The sequence below is a fragment of the Cohnella massiliensis genome (assembly GCF_900169535.1).
Classification (GTDB): domain Bacteria; phylum Bacillota; class Bacilli; order Paenibacillales; family Paenibacillaceae; genus Cohnella; species Cohnella algarum.
Genome location: NZ_LT821244.1, coordinates 57,941 through 74,215, shown reverse-complemented (window position 1 = coordinate 74,215; position 16,275 = coordinate 57,941). Strand labels below are relative to the sequence as shown.

Annotated in this window: 12 protein-coding genes and 1 other RNA gene; 5 read left to right on the top strand and 8 right to left on the bottom strand. The window is 49.3% G+C overall.

Going from position 1 to position 16,275, the window contains the following annotated elements; all coding sequences use genetic code 11:
* Positions 1–3: 3 nt before the first annotated feature.
* Entirely contained in the window at positions 4–2,517 is a 2,514-nt protein-coding gene (locus B7E11_RS01480) for a DEAD/DEAH box helicase (RefSeq protein ID WP_139787031.1), read from the top strand.
* Between the two features lie 178 nt (positions 2,518–2,695).
* Here the strand turns inward: B7E11_RS01480 and B7E11_RS01475 are convergent, their stop codons facing one another.
* From B7E11_RS01475 to B7E11_RS01455, 5 genes are all read right to left on the bottom strand, one after another.
* Positions 2,696–4,450 (bottom strand): AlwI family type II restriction endonuclease, encoded by a 1,755-nt coding sequence (locus B7E11_RS01475; RefSeq protein WP_080831872.1) that lies wholly within the window; start codon positions 4,448–4,450, stop codon positions 2,696–2,698.
* An 18-nt stretch (positions 4,451–4,468) separates the two neighbouring features.
* The gene (locus B7E11_RS01470) at positions 4,469–6,373 is read right to left on the bottom strand and encodes a Dam family site-specific DNA-(adenine-N6)-methyltransferase (protein ID WP_080831871.1); all 1,905 of its coding nucleotides are present in this window, start codon (positions 6,371–6,373) and stop codon (positions 4,469–4,471) included.
* 127 nt (positions 6,374–6,500) lie between these two features.
* On the bottom strand, positions 6,501–7,112 hold the full coding sequence (locus tag B7E11_RS01465) for a DNA modification methylase (protein WP_080831870.1): 612 nt from the start codon (positions 7,110–7,112) through the stop codon (positions 6,501–6,503).
* Between the two features lie 522 nt (positions 7,113–7,634).
* Positions 7,635–8,000, bottom strand: a transfer-messenger RNA (tmRNA) gene (ssrA, locus tag B7E11_RS01460).
* A gap of 427 nt (positions 8,001–8,427) precedes the next feature.
* Positions 8,428–9,282, bottom strand: a complete 855-nt coding sequence (locus B7E11_RS01455; RefSeq protein ID WP_080831869.1) for a MurR/RpiR family transcriptional regulator — start codon at positions 9,280–9,282, stop codon at positions 8,428–8,430.
* A gap of 178 nt (positions 9,283–9,460) precedes the next feature.
* On the opposite strand from B7E11_RS01455, the gene B7E11_RS01450 reads away from it, so the two are divergent.
* Genes B7E11_RS01450 through B7E11_RS01435 form a run of 4 tightly spaced genes read left to right on the top strand, consistent with a single transcriptional unit; the run spans position 9,461 to position 13,796 of the window.
* A complete protein-coding gene (locus B7E11_RS01450) occupies positions 9,461–10,348 on the top strand; it encodes a DUF8171 family membrane protein (RefSeq protein WP_176220564.1) in 888 nt (295 codons plus the stop codon).
* Positions 10,341–12,173, top strand: a complete 1,833-nt coding sequence (locus B7E11_RS01445; RefSeq protein WP_080831868.1) for an ABC transporter ATP-binding protein — start codon at positions 10,341–10,343, stop codon at positions 12,171–12,173. The genes B7E11_RS01450 and B7E11_RS01445 overlap by 8 nt, the downstream gene beginning before the upstream one ends.
* Positions 12,145–12,954, top strand: a complete 810-nt coding sequence (locus B7E11_RS01440) for an energy-coupling factor transporter transmembrane component T family protein (protein WP_080831867.1) — start codon at positions 12,145–12,147, stop codon at positions 12,952–12,954. The genes B7E11_RS01445 and B7E11_RS01440 overlap by 29 nt, the downstream gene beginning before the upstream one ends.
* A gap of 44 nt (positions 12,955–12,998) precedes the next feature.
* Positions 12,999–13,796 (top strand): PHP-associated domain-containing protein, encoded by a 798-nt coding sequence (locus B7E11_RS01435; RefSeq protein WP_080831866.1) that lies wholly within the window; start codon positions 12,999–13,001, stop codon positions 13,794–13,796.
* A gap of 221 nt (positions 13,797–14,017) precedes the next feature.
* Here B7E11_RS01435 and smpB read toward each other — a convergent pair whose 3' ends face one another.
* The 3 genes from smpB to B7E11_RS01420 form a co-directional block, all read right to left on the bottom strand.
* Positions 14,018–14,494 (bottom strand): SsrA-binding protein SmpB, encoded by a 477-nt coding sequence (smpB, locus tag B7E11_RS01430; protein WP_080831865.1) that lies wholly within the window; start codon positions 14,492–14,494, stop codon positions 14,018–14,020.
* A 322-nt stretch (positions 14,495–14,816) separates the two neighbouring features.
* Positions 14,817–15,740, bottom strand: coding sequence for an aspartate carbamoyltransferase (gene pyrB, locus B7E11_RS01425; RefSeq protein WP_080831864.1), 924 nt, complete (start codon positions 15,738–15,740; stop codon positions 14,817–14,819).
* 115 nt (positions 15,741–15,855) lie between these two features.
* On the bottom strand, positions 15,856–16,236 hold the full coding sequence (locus B7E11_RS01420) for a winged helix-turn-helix transcriptional regulator (RefSeq protein ID WP_080831863.1): 381 nt from the start codon (positions 16,234–16,236) through the stop codon (positions 15,856–15,858).
* Positions 16,237–16,275 lie beyond the last annotated feature (39 nt).

The following is a 16,275-nucleotide window of genomic DNA, read 5'->3' as shown; positions in this document are numbered from 1 at the left end:
GTGGTGGAATTTTTAATAGAAAAACTACTACGATATGATCTCACAACATTCGCAAATAACTTAGGGCTATCAGATGCTAAAATGGAATTAGATGTAAAAGATGTCGTTAAATTATTAAATTACATCGAAAAACTCTCAAGAGGCAATTTATCAAACGATACAAGAAATAAGTGTCTTTCTATAATTGGGATTATTTGGGAATATAAAAAGGAAGAATGGAATGGGCTAACGCCATTCTTAGTCCATATATTATCACGGTTAGGACTTGGACCTTCTGCGATTATGGTCGATGAATCATATAATGAAAATAAATTTTCTAGCCTAGGTAGCTATATGCTTGAACTTAGGACTGGTCTAAAGCTATTGAATTATGAAGTACAGGTTGATGAAAATCATACCCTGCTGTTATCTAAATTTCAAAAAGATGTATGGGATGCGATTGATCGCTTTGATCGGATTGGAATTTCAGCACCAACATCAGCCGGAAAGTCATTTACTCTCGTAGCAAAATTAGTAAACATTTTAAAGCAGTATCCTAATGGAAAGGTAGTCTTTATAGTTCCGACTATTAGTTTAATAAATCAAGTTTGTCGTGATATCAGGAAGGCACTATTTGAATATGAATTAACAGAATATCAAATATTGCAAACATATTCTGATGATTTTGACAAACAGTTTGAAAAGGTTATTTATGTATTAACGCAAGAGAGAGCGCTAGCAGCATTTACACAAAATAGTTCCCCATTTAGAAACCTCAAAGTACTGATAATAGATGAAGTTCAAAATATCGAACGAATTGAATCCGGTGATGAGGAACGATCTCGTATTTTATATGATGTAATTCACGAGTTTCTTAACAATGTGAACCCGGAAAAAGTAATTATTAGCGGTCCGATGATTAGCAATATGAAGCAGGTTTCAAATAATTTTTTTGGTGAGAATAGTGTTGATGTTAATGAGGAGGTACCACCAGTAATTAACATCACTTATACTATTTCTAAAGAGAAGAAAAAATTATTTATTAAGCAATATTCGACTCTAAGGGATGAACCCATAAAAATTGAAATCAATAATAATGACTTCTATAAATATATTGGCAAGAAATTGTATGATGAAAGATTCCACGAGTTTGTCTCTCAATTAATAAACAAATTTATTGAGCAGGATTCAGGTACACTTATTTTTTCTCCGACTGCCATACAAGCATCGAGAACAGCTGAAGCGATAACTTTATCTCAAAAGAAGGCAATCGGAAAAGAATTGCAATCGCTAATTCAGTACGTGAAGGAAACAGTTCATCCTCAATATAATTTAGTAAAAACATTAAACAATGGGATTGGATACCATCATGGAAAAATGCCCCTACATATTAGGATTGCTATTGAACAAGCGTATATAAATAAAACAATTCGTACAATTACATGTACTACGACATTAATGCAAGGAGTCAATCTACCTGCTAAGAATTTAATTATTAGAAATCCAAATTTATACCTCAGAGCGACAAAAGAAAATGGTTCGCCAAAATTATCAACCTACGAGTTTGCAAATTTAAGAGGAAGAGCCGGAAGGCTTATGAAAGATTTCGTTGGACGTGCTATTGTTTTAGACGAAAATTCATTTGAAGAACAATTTGATTTTTCAAAGACAATAAATAAGGAATTAGTTTCTAGTTATCATGAGCGATATTTGCAACATGAAGAAGAAATCATTGGTGCTTTAGTCGATTCAGATGAACCTAATCCTGATGTAAGTTATAATGATCTAATTACATACATTCGCCAATCAATAATCAGAAATGGTGAAAGAGCTAACTTATTTTTAAAAAGAGTTGGAATCGAGATCGATCCCAAAATTTTCAAAAAAATAAAAAGTGAAGTTGAAGCAATAGACATTCCAAAAGATTTTTGTATTCAAAATAGATATTGGGACCCTCTAATATTACAAAAAATATATAATTCAAAATGGTCTGTCATACCATCAAAACCGATGGATTCAAATTTGGTTAATTCTATTGTATCAAACTTACAAAAGCTTCAAACACTCGCTCCCTACTACTATTTCAAACAATTAGGTGATAATACATCAAGAATTCTATCTTTAGCACTATATACATATAGCTGGGCGAATGAAAAACCGATGCGTGAGATAATTGAAGCTGTGGTTGATAAAGGAATAGTGGAAGAATCCATGATCGATAGTGCAATCGATACGATTTTAAGAGACGTTTCTTTTTCAATCCCCAAATTATTACAACCAATTGTCCAATTGCAAAACCAGACCAATCCAATTCTAAGTTTCATAGAAATGGGGGCTTGGAAACCTTTAACAAGAAGAATCATTGAATTAGGTTTACCTAGAGAAACTGCAATTAGAATAGTTAATCTCTCTAACACAACTTCTTTTAAAAATGATATAGACGAAAAATCTCTGAGACAGCTTTTATCAAGTGTTTACAACAAATTAAATTATTGGGAACAAAAACAATTGGATGAATACGTTGGTTTGACAAGTTAAAAAACTTAAAAAATAGAAGAAGCAGAGTCAATATAATATAGGGGATAGGGAATTGACCGTCCCCCTTTTTATTTTCAGCAATCCTAGTTTTCAACAAGATTGAAATTTTCCTAAAGTTTCATATACGTACAGGAAAGCCCCACCGTGTTTGGCAGGGCGAAAGTAGGAGCTTGATACTTTATGCTAAGAAGATATCTACAACTTTTTGAATTTCCTTTTTCCATGCAGGTGCATGGGCATTTCTTGGTATTAGACAATTATCTAAAACCCTTCTAAACACTTTATTATCAAAACGATTAGTCAGAAACTTTTCCATTATAAGGATGAATTGTTTTAGCGTAATCGGTACGATGTTTATAAAATCAGGCTCGTCGCCCGTGTACCAAACGCCAACACGGAATGTTTCTGCGGTATTATTATCAATAGAACGCGCCAAAAACAATCCATAAACAGGTTTTCCAGTTGCCGCGGCGACTTTCGCCTTCTCTTTTGCAACGTGTCTGCGAACAGGTTCGCCTTCCGCCGCTTCCTGACGTGAGGAAGAAGTTAACGTTACCTCAACAACTAAAACATAATCTTCGAATTCGAATATCATATCTGGGCCACCGCCTGGGGCGCAACCTAACGGGAAGAAGTCTTGGTCAACTTTGAATCTTCGTGCTTCATGCGGCTCGTTTACAAGCTGATTTATTGCTAAAAATGCTCTCCAAACCGCCCATTCCAAATATGCAGGTTCATCATCGATATCAAATTCGTATGTTTCCTCATCAATCGGTTGCTTATCAATCTTTTTGAGGTAAGCGATTATTTCTTTTACCTGTTCTACCTCGTCTTGTTCAGCCGCATAATTCTTTTCAAGAACTTGTTGATACAATACTTCAAGTCGTATACGTACTTGGTTCAATTCGGCTATATCATGTGTGTCTGGAATGACAGGAATGAGTGTTTCTGTCATCCCAGAATCCATGAGAAGTTTACGGAATCTAAAGATTTCTTCTCGTGCTGTAATTACGTTATCCGTTGGTAATTCTGCGCCTTTCCATAGACGGGTCAAATATGCCTTACCATTATCCTTACCAATAATTTGTCGCTCACCGGCAATTAAGGCGTTTATTGTTGGTAACTTTTTATCACTAAGAATAAGCCTTTTACCCTTCAACGAAACAAGTCCCGTCAATCGTGGATATCGGAAATTTACGTCTGCATAATCTCTCAACGAATCTCTTTGTAAGTCGACTGAAGCGGCAATCCTTTCTAATAATGCGTTGTCAACTCTCCGTTTCGCAACCCTACCTGTAACGGCATTTCTTTCAGCCCGAAATTCAAGAATTTTTTCAACCACTTCGTCAATAGAATCATGGTCGCGATAAATTTGTACAATTCCCATTTCGACTTGCGATAACCCTTCTGGGTTTTCGAAAGAACTCAATTTTTGAAGTACTTGTAAGATGAAAATAAATGGTTTGAAACTATCATCACCGTTATTAGGTTCAATGACTGAGGGGATTTCGTATGCTAATAATGCTCTAAGCATACATTCCTGTTGTTCTTGAACCGTTTCGGCATTTATCATTCTATGACCACTTGGCGTTATCTCGTAAGCGTATCCCGTCAAGCCATACTCTGGATGTTCATTTATTATTTCAAATATTGCAGGGTCTTTTTCCCCTGATTTCAAGTCGCGTTTGAACTTATGTGTAATGAACCCCAATTGAGATAAGCAGGAACGCCATTTACGTCCCATATCACTGTAATCCCGTTGTTTATTTGCGATTTCTATTACACCTGCCCTTTCAAGCTCATCAGCAAATAAACGTTCTTGCTGTTTTCCGATAATATTACCGTTCAACGTATTCTTTAATACAATCAAGCCTTCACGGATTCGCAAGGGATTCCTTACAGTTGTATTACCAAAATGCCACGGAGAATTCATAAGACACCTCGACGAAAATTAGTATCCGACAAAAATATACTCCTGTACTTCGTTATTGTTATCATCAACTTTATGACCTTGATTACCGAAAGAATATCTGTGGTCGACTTGGTTGACTTCCACTTTATCTTTGTATTTACATAGCAACTCTATCATTTCTTCCATCGAAGGGAACGCATTGGAAGAATACGAAACAACAATAATACTATCCTTATGTTTTGCAAACAACTTATCGAATGCATCATAAGCACCAACCTTTGTACCGAAAGGCGTTGGATACTTTTTAAACTTCTTTGTTTTTGTATCCCATTGTATTTCTAAACCTTCCCAGCGCCTTGCAAGTCCTTCAACAAAATGATAGCGCCTTGTATATTCGTTATCGCTCAATGGGCTATAATATGGCGGGTCGATATAAACCAAATCTGCATGACGCCTAAGCTCCATAGTATCTCTATTTGTGGATATATTCTGTTTGCCATTATCAAAAACAGCGTTATTGTATGCTTCAACGCTTTCAAGGAAATGTTCTTTGAGGCTTTTTTGCAAATCCTTACGCCCATCATCGTATCGATATCCAACGTAAGTGAAAATCCCTCTGGGTCTCCGTTTCAAACAGGCACGAGTTAAAGCTGCGATAGCTAACGCTCTTTTATATGGACATTGCAACTTATCAATACGTGCTCTTAAATCGTCTATGAAAATATTTTCCTCGTCGGTAAAATAAAGCCCCTTAAATGTTTCATATATAAATCCATTACCGCCGCCTTCTTTCAGTAAAAACTTAACGTCATTAGCATCAAGAGTAACGGAATTATTTTCAACAATCGCTTTTGTAACGTTAGCTGAAAATGCCATAAAATCGTTGGAGAAAACAGTCTTGCCTTTCGTTTTGAACATATAGCTTACTACGCCACTTCCGCTGAACGCGTCTAGCACGGAATCAAATCGAAACTCCGAAACAACATCCCAGATACTATCAAGCAAATTATACTTACTTCCCATATATCTAGTGCCTGGGAATCGGTCTAATTGCGTATTTGGGATTTCTGGTTTTACTACTTTGAAACTTCTTCGACGGGGTTGTGCGACAACCAGAACGTCTTGTCCGCTCCGTTTACTAGCATCCGAGTTGATATAACGTTTCGTCCTATGGACCTCAATTTTATAATCACGATACAATTCATATACAAGCGGATGGTTTGAATTCGTTAAAACAACGGTACAACCTAATTCGAAAAGTCGGCGTACTTCGTTTGCTAAGTTAATGTGGTCTTCTTCGTAAAAGAATTCCTTTGTATATCGCTTAAAATCAGAATATGTAGATATGGGCAGGTAAGGCGGGTCTAAATAAATGAAATCTTCGGGCTCGGCATATTCTCTCAACACTTGAAGATAATCGCCTTCAACGATAGTTTTACCATTTAAAGCTGAGCTCGCGGACTTAAGCCCTTCAACATCACAAATATTAGGGTTCTTATATCTCCCGAATGGAACATTGAACTGACCTTTTTTATTTACGCGGTAAAGTCCGTTGAAGCACGTTTTATTTAAATATAGCGTTCTTGCCGCCCGCTCAACTTGACTCAAAAGTGTAGGGTCTTGGCTTCGAATAAAATAAAAAAATTCTTCTTCGTTAACGAAATCCCTAAGACAATCAATTAGCTCTTCGACGTTATCTCGAACAGTTTTATAAAGGTTTATTAAATCGGGATTGGTGTCTGAAAGAACTGCATTGTCGGGTTGCAAACCGAAAAATATTGCCCCACCACCGAAAAAGGGTTCGATATACTTTCCGTAGCTATTTGGCACGTGCCGAGCGATTTCATTCCATAATTGTTGTTTTCCGCCTGCCCATTTCAATATAGGTTTTGCTACAGGTTTATCCACTTGTTGTATGAATAATTGTGCCTTTAGGACAGACATAATTTAAACCACCTTCAATTTCGTTCATTTAATCATCATTGTAACACAAGGAGTAGAAACTTTAATCCGAACATTCTATATTTTTTCAAATTAGAAAGCAAGTGAAATCATTCATTCGATCTTCTTATCATTTTCTAAAAACAAGAAGGTGTTCATGAATAATCGGTATAAATTTTCCCTGATATTTTTTTCTTGTGGAACTCATATTATGTTGCACCTTAATAATGTGAGATTCAAGTGTCCCAAAAAACTTCATATCTTTAATGATAGAATAGTAAATTCCCTGCTTCCTACAATCTCCGATCAAAGTTGCCAGCCTTCCGTTTATTTGAAGACTGTTGAATAGTTTTTCATGTACAAAGTTTAATTTCGTAATGAAATCTTGATAGTCTTTTGCCCGTGATAAATCATCATCATGCGGCGTTCCCCATACCTCACCTGAATAAATGACCATATCAAAATAGGGGGGATGACAGAAAATAAAGTCGGAGTTAATTGGAACATCATCTTTCAATGCATTCCACCCGCCCCATTGAGGGTGTAAATCCAGATGTACTGATTCGGAATAACCTAATTCTCTCGCCACCTCATAACCAGTACCTCCCCCTGCAAAAACCTCCAGAAACGAATGAGGCTTATAAAACTCAAGTAAATCTTTAATAACAAAACCTGAGCAATTTCCTCTATAGGCAGTATCCCCCCAGTTCCCTCGATTCGGATAAGAGATCACGCTTTTCATATATTACCTCCCAAACGCAAAATAAGCATGCCTAAAGGATGGGCATGCTTTGCTCCAAAAAATAAAAATAGATTAAAATAATAATACCACATTTATACACAAACTAAAATACAAAATTCAGTTGTACGAAATTTCTCTTAAAAATTCCGTGTGTATACTCTACAGTCGTTCAATATCGATAAAACCCAACCGATGGATACTAGGAATATGATACAGACCGCTACTTGGTCGCAATTGCCGTAAAACTGCCGCAAAAATTCATGATAACTTACGGTAAATCAAGTGAATAGAACGTGAAGCAAACTAATAAAACTTGATTCTACGTGATTTAAACGGTCTGTAACAGAAGGGACAATAATAAGGTCGCTTCCCGCATACAGAGCATATTTATTTCTAAATTCTAGCTGTAGACAATTTGTCTACAACTTTTCTCAATATTGGACCTACAAAAACTCTTGTCTACAATTCGTCTACAATTTCAAGACATAGCAAAGCCCAGTCCTCATGCGGACTGGGCTTTCATGGTGGAGGCGAGGGGAGTCGAACCCCTGTCCGAAGACAACGCCACACAGGCTTCTACGGGTGTAGTGACAGATTTGATGTCACCCTAGAGACGCCCCGTCACCGGCTGCTCTTCGGGTCAGCCTGATTGTCTTCTTCAGCACACCCCAGGCGGAGATGTGACAGCGTATCCCACTAAAGTTGAGCTCTCAACCCGCCACATGGGCGATGGAAGGCAAGAGCCTGGTGACCGTTATTAGGCGGCCAGAGCCAGAGAAGGTTGTTTAGCTTTGCCGTTTAATTGGCTTCCGCGTTAGTGAAGCAGACGCAGCCCTACTACCCGCTACCCATGCTCGATCTATCCCCGTCGAATCCAAAAACGCCCCCAAGTAAAAGCGCCCTCGGCGTCCGCAGACGGCCAATCGGCTTGGTAGAACTCGCTGCGCGGCTCCCGAACCCGAACGAACCGGATCGATTCCGCCGTGCCGGCAAAAAGCGGCACAACGCGCAAGCGAATAAAATCGTCAATCAAACACATTCTTAGTATAACACGATTCGCGTTCGAAAACCGCCAGAGGTTGCTGGCAAGCTTGGTCCGCATTGCCTTGGCAGCCGCGAACGCATTTGGAAGCGCCGGCCGACCCCGAATCCGGAAAAAAAGCGATCGTGTCCGACGTCCCGAGGCAAACGCCCAAAATCCGCAAGCCCTCGCCGAAATTTCACGCCGGACATTCATTTTATCAACTCCGCGGCTCAAAATCAAGGACACCGGGGTGTTGCACGCCAAGCTTGTAATCCAGCTTGCCCGGCGTAATCAAGCCTTCCCGCGCGGAAGCTTCTCGGCGTACCGGGCCCGGAGCTCGCCCAGATACTCCAGCTTGGACAGCACGCTCTCCTTGTTCAACAGTCCGATGCTCAGGATCAGCTGCTCGATCAGCAGCAGCGGCGTCACCATCGAGTGGAATTCCCCCATCTCCCCCCGGCTCACATAAAAGGCCGCATCCGCCTGCGCCCCGTACCGGAACTCCTCCCGGTCGGTGATCAGGACGGCCGAGCAGCCGATCCGGCGCACGCAATCCTGAAGAACCTCGGTTTCGGGCAGCAGCCGCGCGAAGTTGAACATGACGACGACGTCTTCCCGCTGCACGCGCGCGAGCGATTCCAGCAGCTCGTGGCCGCTCGGCGCCATTAAACGCACCGACATGCCGAATCGCGACAACCGGTAATGGAGCAATTCGCCCAATGCCATCGCCGGTCCCGGGGCATGCACGTATATCCGTCTCGCTCCTGCCATCAGCGAGGCGGCCCGCTTCAATTCGGCCGGGTCCGTTTTTTCCGCCGTTTCCTGCAGGTGCGCGAGCGATTGTTCGAGCATTTTCATCGGCAAGCTGGAAGGGTCCAGTTTGGAAATGGTCGTCTCCAGCTTCAACGCCGGCGTCGTATCGGAAGCGGACCGAAGCTTCTGCTTGAAGTCCTTCCCGTTTTCGTAGCCCGCGGCGCGCCAAAACCTCGACACCGTCGCGATGCTCGTCCCGATCCGGTCGGCGATTTCCTGTTCGGTCATGAACAGCGCCTCGTCGGGATGACGCTCGATGAAATCGGCGATTTTGAGCTGACCCGGCGAAAATCCGTTTTTGTCGGGAAACCATTGCTTTTTCGTTAGATGCATTCGTTCTATTCTCCCTCTCCCTCGATTCCTTACTCATCGTAGCAAACGTTTGTTATGTAAGAAATATTTCACGGTTATCACCATGTAAAAAATATTACAGCCAGTTAACACATTGCCTCTTTTCATTTAATACTCCGTCTCTACACTAAAAACAAATTCCGATCGGGAGGCGGTCCCCATGAGTGCCAAAGGCAAAACCATGTACACCCTCACGTCCTCGCAGAAAATGATGATTTTCGTCCTGTCCATGTCCCTGTACGGCTTGTCCAACATGTTCACCGAGCTCATCCCGAGCTTCCGGCTCGGTCCCGTCGAGCTGTCCGTCGAGTATTTCGCCTTTATCCCGCTTACGCTGTGCATGCTGTTTCATCCTTTCTACGCGGCTGTCGGCGCGGCGCTGGGCGAAGTGATTTTCGGCGAATTGATGCTGGGACAGTTCGGCGGCCTCGGCGAGCTCGAGAAATTTCTGACCTTCTCGTTCGCCATGTACGTCGCCGGCCGCCTCGTCCGCGATCCGCAAAGCCGCGCGCAGGTCGGCACCGCCGCAATGACCGGCGTCGTCATTCACCAACTGTGCAGCAGCCTGGTCGACATCGGCAAAGTGTGGATCGGCGTCGAAGAATTCGAAGCCGTGCCTGGGCTCGCCGAAAGCGTCGTCCTGGCGGAAGGCGTCGGCTTCCTGAACGACGTGCTGTTCTCCGGCATCCTGTTCGCGCTGCTTCCGACGCTGTATCTCGTTCCGAGACTGTACGGCAAAATCGAACCGCTGCTCGGCATCAAGCCCCGCGCCAAGACGGACCGCTACGAAGCGGCGGGCGTCGTTTCGCCCAAGCTGGTCGCGGGCGGCATCGCGCTTGCTCTGATCGCGTTCGGCGCGGAAGCGTTGTCCGAAACGGATTGGAATTTCGGCGAATGGGACAGCGGCTTTGCCGACCGCCTCGGAAACGGCGCCATCTGGCTGAGCATTGCCGCGGCCGCCGTCGTCGCCGTCGCCGTTCTCCTCCTCATGCGAGCGAAAAAAACGCGCAACGGCCCAAAAGACCCGAAGGGCGTGCCGTATGCCTAAGCCTCTCGCCATCGACATTTCCGGCGTCACCTTTACGTATCCCGGCTCCGAGGTTCCGGTGCTAAGCGACGCGACCCTTGCCGTCGAGCAAGGCAGCTTCCTCGCGATCGTCGGCGGCAACGGCTGCGGCAAATCGACGCTCTGCAAACTGTTCAACGGCCTCATCCCCCATTACTATTCGGGAGATTTTGCCGGCGAAGTCAACGTATGCGGACTCTCGTCCAAGGAGAAAAGCGTTGCCGAGCTGTCCGCCAAAGTCGGCTACGTCTACCAGGACTTCGAAAACCAGCTCGTTCGCCCCACCGTCCTGGACGAGGCCTGCTTCGCCCCGCTCAACTACGGGCTTCCCGATTACCGGGACCGCGCGCTCCGGGCGCTCGATTTGTGCGGGCTCGGCGAATTCCGGCACCGCTACATTTGGGAGCTGAGCGGCGGGCAGAAGCATTTGCTCGCGTTGGCCGGAGCCCTGTCGCTTGCGCCGGACGTCCTTGTCGTCGACGAGCCCGTGTCCCAGCTCGATCCGAGCCACGCCCGCCAGGTGTACGAAGTGCTGCGGAAGCTGAACCGGGATAACGGAAAAACGGTCGTCGTCATCGAGCATCATCCCGAATTTATCGCCGACTACTGCGGGGAAGTTTGCCTGATGGAGCAGGGCCGCGTGCTGTGGAAGCTGCCGACGCTTGAGGCTCTCAACCGGATCGGCGATCTGGAGCGGCTCGGCATTCAGCCGCCCGAGGTTACCCAGGCCGCGGCCAAGCTGGATGCCCTCCTGCAAGCCGCTCCCGACAAGGACGCCCGGCCGGCTTTCCCGGCGCTGCCGTGGCCTTATCCGGTCACGACCGAAGCGGCCGTGCCGTATTTCGCCGGCCTCCTTCGCAGCGCGGGCGCGACCGATCGACCGTCCGACAACGTCAACGCAATCGTGCGGACGGACAACGGCAGCTCGAGCGCTCCGCGGGAAGGCCGCACCGTCATCGCCTTTCGCGACGCCGGCTTAACCTACCGCACCGTGCGCAAAAACGAACGGCCCGTCTTGCGCGGCATCCGGCTCGACATTCGCGAAGGCGAGCGCATCGCGCTGATCGGCAACAACGGGGCCGGCAAGTCGTCCCTGCTGAAGCTCATCGCCGGCATCTCCCGGCCGTCCGCGGGCTCCGTGTCCGTCCTCGGCCTCGACACGCGAAGCGTATCCGTCGAACGGCTGTCCGAACATGTGGCATTCGTGTTTCAAAACCCGTCCGACATGTTCATCGACGACCATGTGCGAAAGGAAATCGCCTACTGCCTGCAAAAACGCGGCCACGAAGACGCCGAGGCGACGGTGGAGCAAATGCTCCGCAGCTTCCGGCTCGAGGAGCTTCGGGATCGCGACGCCCGGCTGCTCAGCGGCGGCCAGCAGCGGCGGGTGACGCTCGCGATCGGCGCCGCCATTCGGCCCGAAATCATGCTGCTGGACGAACCGACGGCCAATCTCGACTTGGCGACACGGGAGGAGCTGTTGGGCACGCTGGAGGAGCTTCGGCATCACGTCCGCACCGTCATCATCGCCACGCACGACATGCAGCTCGTCAGCCGATGGGCGACGAGAGCGATCGTGATGAGCGAGGGAACCGTCGCGGCCGACGGGACGCCCGCCGACATTTTCGCCGATCCCGATCTCATCCGCCGCGCCGGGCTCGCGCCGACGCAAAGCCGTGAGCTGTCGGCGCAACTCGCGCTCTCGCCGCCGTGCGCCTCTCCGGAGGAGCTGGCCGAACGCCTGCATTCCATGCTCGCCCGAAAGGAGGACCGACCCCATGCAGCTCGTCCGCAACTGGTTCCATAAGCTGTCGCTCGACCGGATTCAGTTCGAACTGATGAACACCGCCTACGGCACCGGGCATGCCTCGCTTTCGCGGCTCGACCCGCGCGGGCTGCTCGTCTGGTATCTTTTTTTCGCCGTCGTCCCGTGGTTTGTCGGAAGCTATGTCGTGCTGGCCGGCATGTGCCTGTTCATGATCGTCACGACCGTGCTGTCGCGGGTGACGCCTCTCATCATTGTCGTGCTGTGCCTGGGACTGATCGGGCAGGTGGGGTGGCTGTTTGTGCTGTCGCTGTTTTTTGGCGGGGATGTTTCTTCGGCTTTGCCGCTGCTGAAGCTGACGCTTAAGCTGTCGATCGTGTCGCTGGCGAGCATCACGGTGTTTTCCGGCCTGGATCCGGAGAAAATCAGCGACGGCTTGCTGGCGCTCGGGATGCCGGCGGCGTTTTCCTTCAGCCTGTCCTACGGCTACCGCATTTTGCCGGTGCTGTTCCAGGAATTCCGCAACGTGCTGCTGTCCTATCGGCTGCGCGGCAAAGCGCCGGAGCGTCCCGGCTTGCTCTATTGGCGGCTCGGCGCCTACTATTTGCGGCTGCTCGTCTATTCGTTTTACCCGTTAATGCTCGCGACCGCCAAACGTTCCCGCACGACGGTGGAAGCGCTGGAGACGCGGGGGTTTTCCTACGGGCTGAAAAATCCGGCAGCCAAAAAGCTCAAGCTGTCGCACCTGAAATTCCGAACGCGCGACGTTTTGTTTTTGGCCGGATCGGCGGCGTACGTGGCCGTCCTGTTTTGGCTGGGCTGAAGCCGCAAAGCCATACCCCTATATAAAAGAAGGAGCGCTGCATCATGCGAATCGACCTGCACACCCACGCCAAGCTGTCCAAAGCGAGCGACTTTTCGCCCGCTTATTACGACGAGATGCTTCGGGAAGCCGAGGCGAACGGGCTCGATGCCCTGGCCTTGACCGAGCATTTCAATACGCGGCATTTTTTCGACGTGTACGACCAGTTGGACCGGCTGTTTCCTTACAACGGAGAGCATTATGAAGCCGGCAGCCTCAAAATTTTCCCCGGCATGGAAGTGGACGTCCGGGAGACCGGGCATATTTTGCTGATCGGCCGCAAGGAGCACATTCTGGACGTCAGGCGCCGGCTCGAACCTTTTACGGAAAAAGACGCCTTCATCCCGTTCGCGGAGCTGATGACGCTGGCCGAGGAGGTTCCGCTGCTGAAAATCGGCGCCCACCCGTTCCGGGAATCGACCCCGCTTCATCATTTGGACCGGTCCGAGCTTCGGCGGCTGGACGCCTTCGACCTGAACGCCAAAGATATGTACGAGTACGGCAGCGAAACGAACCGCCGGCGCGTGGAACGCTTCGCCGCCGAGCTCGGCAAGCCGGTGACCGCCGGAAGCGACACCCACCAATGCCTGCAATACGGCAGCGTGTACAACGAGCTTCGCCGTCCGTGCCGTTCGGTCGCGGACTTGAAGCAGGCCATCGCCGACGGCGCTTACGACATCCGCGTCGCCGAGACGCTGCCGGTGCAAGTGAAAGCGTCCATCATGCTCAAAAAGCTGCTGAAGCAAATCGCCCGGCTCGAAACGCTCGCGCTCGAGCCTTCCGCCCGCGAGTCGGCGGTTTAGCAGGCGGGGACGCGGGCAAGGCGTTGGCTCGGCTCCGAGCCGTTAGCGCGGGGAACGTAGCGCCGAGCCTCACCGAGCCACGCTGCGCCACACCGAACCGCCCATCCGCATTCTCACGCCAATCCGCGTCCTCGTTTCCCGCCGAAATCAAAAGAAGCCCTCCCCGGCCGTATTCGGACCGATGGAAGGGCTCCCTGTATTGAGCATATAAAACGATTATCTTAAACCTTCTGCTTCTCGCGCAAAGCCCGCCGGATGTCGCGCTCCGCGTCGCGCTTGGCGGCGACGGCCCGCTTGTCGTACAGCTTTTTCCCTTTGCCGAGACCGATCAGCACTTTGGCGTAGCCGTTGCGCGCGTACACCTTCAGCGGCACGAGCGTGAAGCCTTCCTGCTTGGACAGCCCGAGCAGCTTGTGAATTTGCACCTTGTGCAGCAGCAGCTTGCGCGCGCGGGTCGGGTCCGAGGGATTTGCCCGGTTGCCCTCCTCGTACGGGCTGATGTGCATATTGTGCAAAAAGATTTCGCCGTTCCGGATCGTCGCGAACGCATCGTTCAAATTCGCGCGGCCGCGCCGGAGCGACTTGATTTCGGTGCCGGTCAGCACGATTCCCGCTTCGTAAGTATCCTCGATGAAGTAGTCGTGGGACGCTTTCTTGTTTTGCGCCAACGGTTTGTCCGTTTGACTGTTTTTGCCCATTCCGCTCCATCTCCTTCACGCAACGATTGAATTGCAGCCAGCCGGACATTCATTATACCACGACCGGAACGCCCGCGGCAAAGGGGGCTTCTCCGTCGGGAACCGGGGTTTCGGCCCGAATCGCGTTCTTTCGTCAAGCGCCTCGCCCCCGCCGATCCTTAACCCCATTAGAGATAAACCCCGTTAACGCCGAACATCAACTTGTCCGAAGATTAACCGCGCGAACGTTTCGCCTGTTAACGAATCGCAGCCGAAGGCTCATCCTGCGGGCCACTCGCCGGCTCCCGCATAATCTGCTTTGATGACGATCCGTCGCGAAGGTCTAGCTCAAAGCCTTGTCGATCAACGCCATCCGGATGTACAGCCCGTTCACGGCCTGGCGGAAATACGCCGCGCGCGGATCGTTGTCCACCGCCTCGGAAATTTCCCCGGCGCGCGGCAGCGGGTGCAGCACGATCGCGTTTCGGTTCAGGCCGTCCATCAGCTCGGGATCGACGATATATTTGCCGGAAGCCTTCTCGTACTCCTCCAGCGACGTAAACCGCTCCTTCTGGATGCGCGTCTGGTACAGCACGTCGATGTCGCCCGCGACCGCGTTCAGGTCGGCCGTTTCCCGGTAGCGGATGCCCTTTTCGTCCATGTACCGTTTGACGCTTTCCGGAATGCGCACGTTGTCCGGGGAGATGTAGTAGATCGAAACGTCGGAATAGTTGGCCAAAATGTAGCTTAGCGAATGCACCGTCCGCCCGTACGCGAGATCGCCCACCATGGCGATGCGCAGGCCGTCGATGCGTCCGCATTCCTTCTGGATCGTATACGCGTCCAGCAGCGCCTGCGTCGGGTGCTCGCCCGCTCCGTCCCCCGCGTTGATAACCGGCACGCCGGCCACCGCCGCCGCGCGCTTGGCCGCTCCGATTTCCGTATGGCGCATGACGATGATGTCGCTATAGCCCGTTACGATGCGAATCGTATCCTCCAGCGTCTCGCCCTTGATCGCCGACGAAAACTGCGCCGCGTTCTCCGTGCCGATGACGCTTCCCCCGAGCCGGGTCATCGCCGATTCGAACGACAGCCGCGTCCGCGTGCTCGCCTCGAAAAACAGCGTCGTCATGATCCGTCCCTCGTATTTCCGGCTCCCGCCGCCGCGCACGACTTCCTCCATCGCCCGGGCCTCCTCGAACAGCCGGTCCAGCTCCGGCCGGCTGAACTGCTTCGCCCCGAGAACGTGATACAATTTCGGTTCCATATCGGATCCTTCCCCTCGTCCGTATCCTGAAATACACCATGTTCTATCCTATCGGATACGCCCTCAAAAGTAAATCGGCTTCCGCGCCCGCCGCGGCCATTCGCCGGCCGATCCTTTAGCGGATCTCCTCCGGCTTGCGGGTCAGGACGCTCTCCTCCAGAACCGCGAACTTGTCCCCGTATTCCCGTTCGATGTGGCAATCTCCCCAGGCGCAAAGCGCGTCCAGAATCGGCTTCAAGCTCCAGCCGTATTCGGTCAGCTCGTATTCCACCTTCGGCGGAACCTGATCGTACACGAACCGTTTAATAATGCCGTCCTGTTCCAGCTCCCGGAGCTGCTGCGTCAACATTTTCTGGGCGATGTTCGGGATCAGGCGCTTCAAATCGCTGGTCCGTTTCTTGCCGTACGTCAGATGGCACAAAATGACGCACTTCCATTTTCCTCCGAGGACTTCAAGCGTAGCTTCCACTCCGATGTTGTATCTTTTAGAGTTCATCGATGACAGCTCCTTTAGGATGAGGGTACTTTTTGGTGC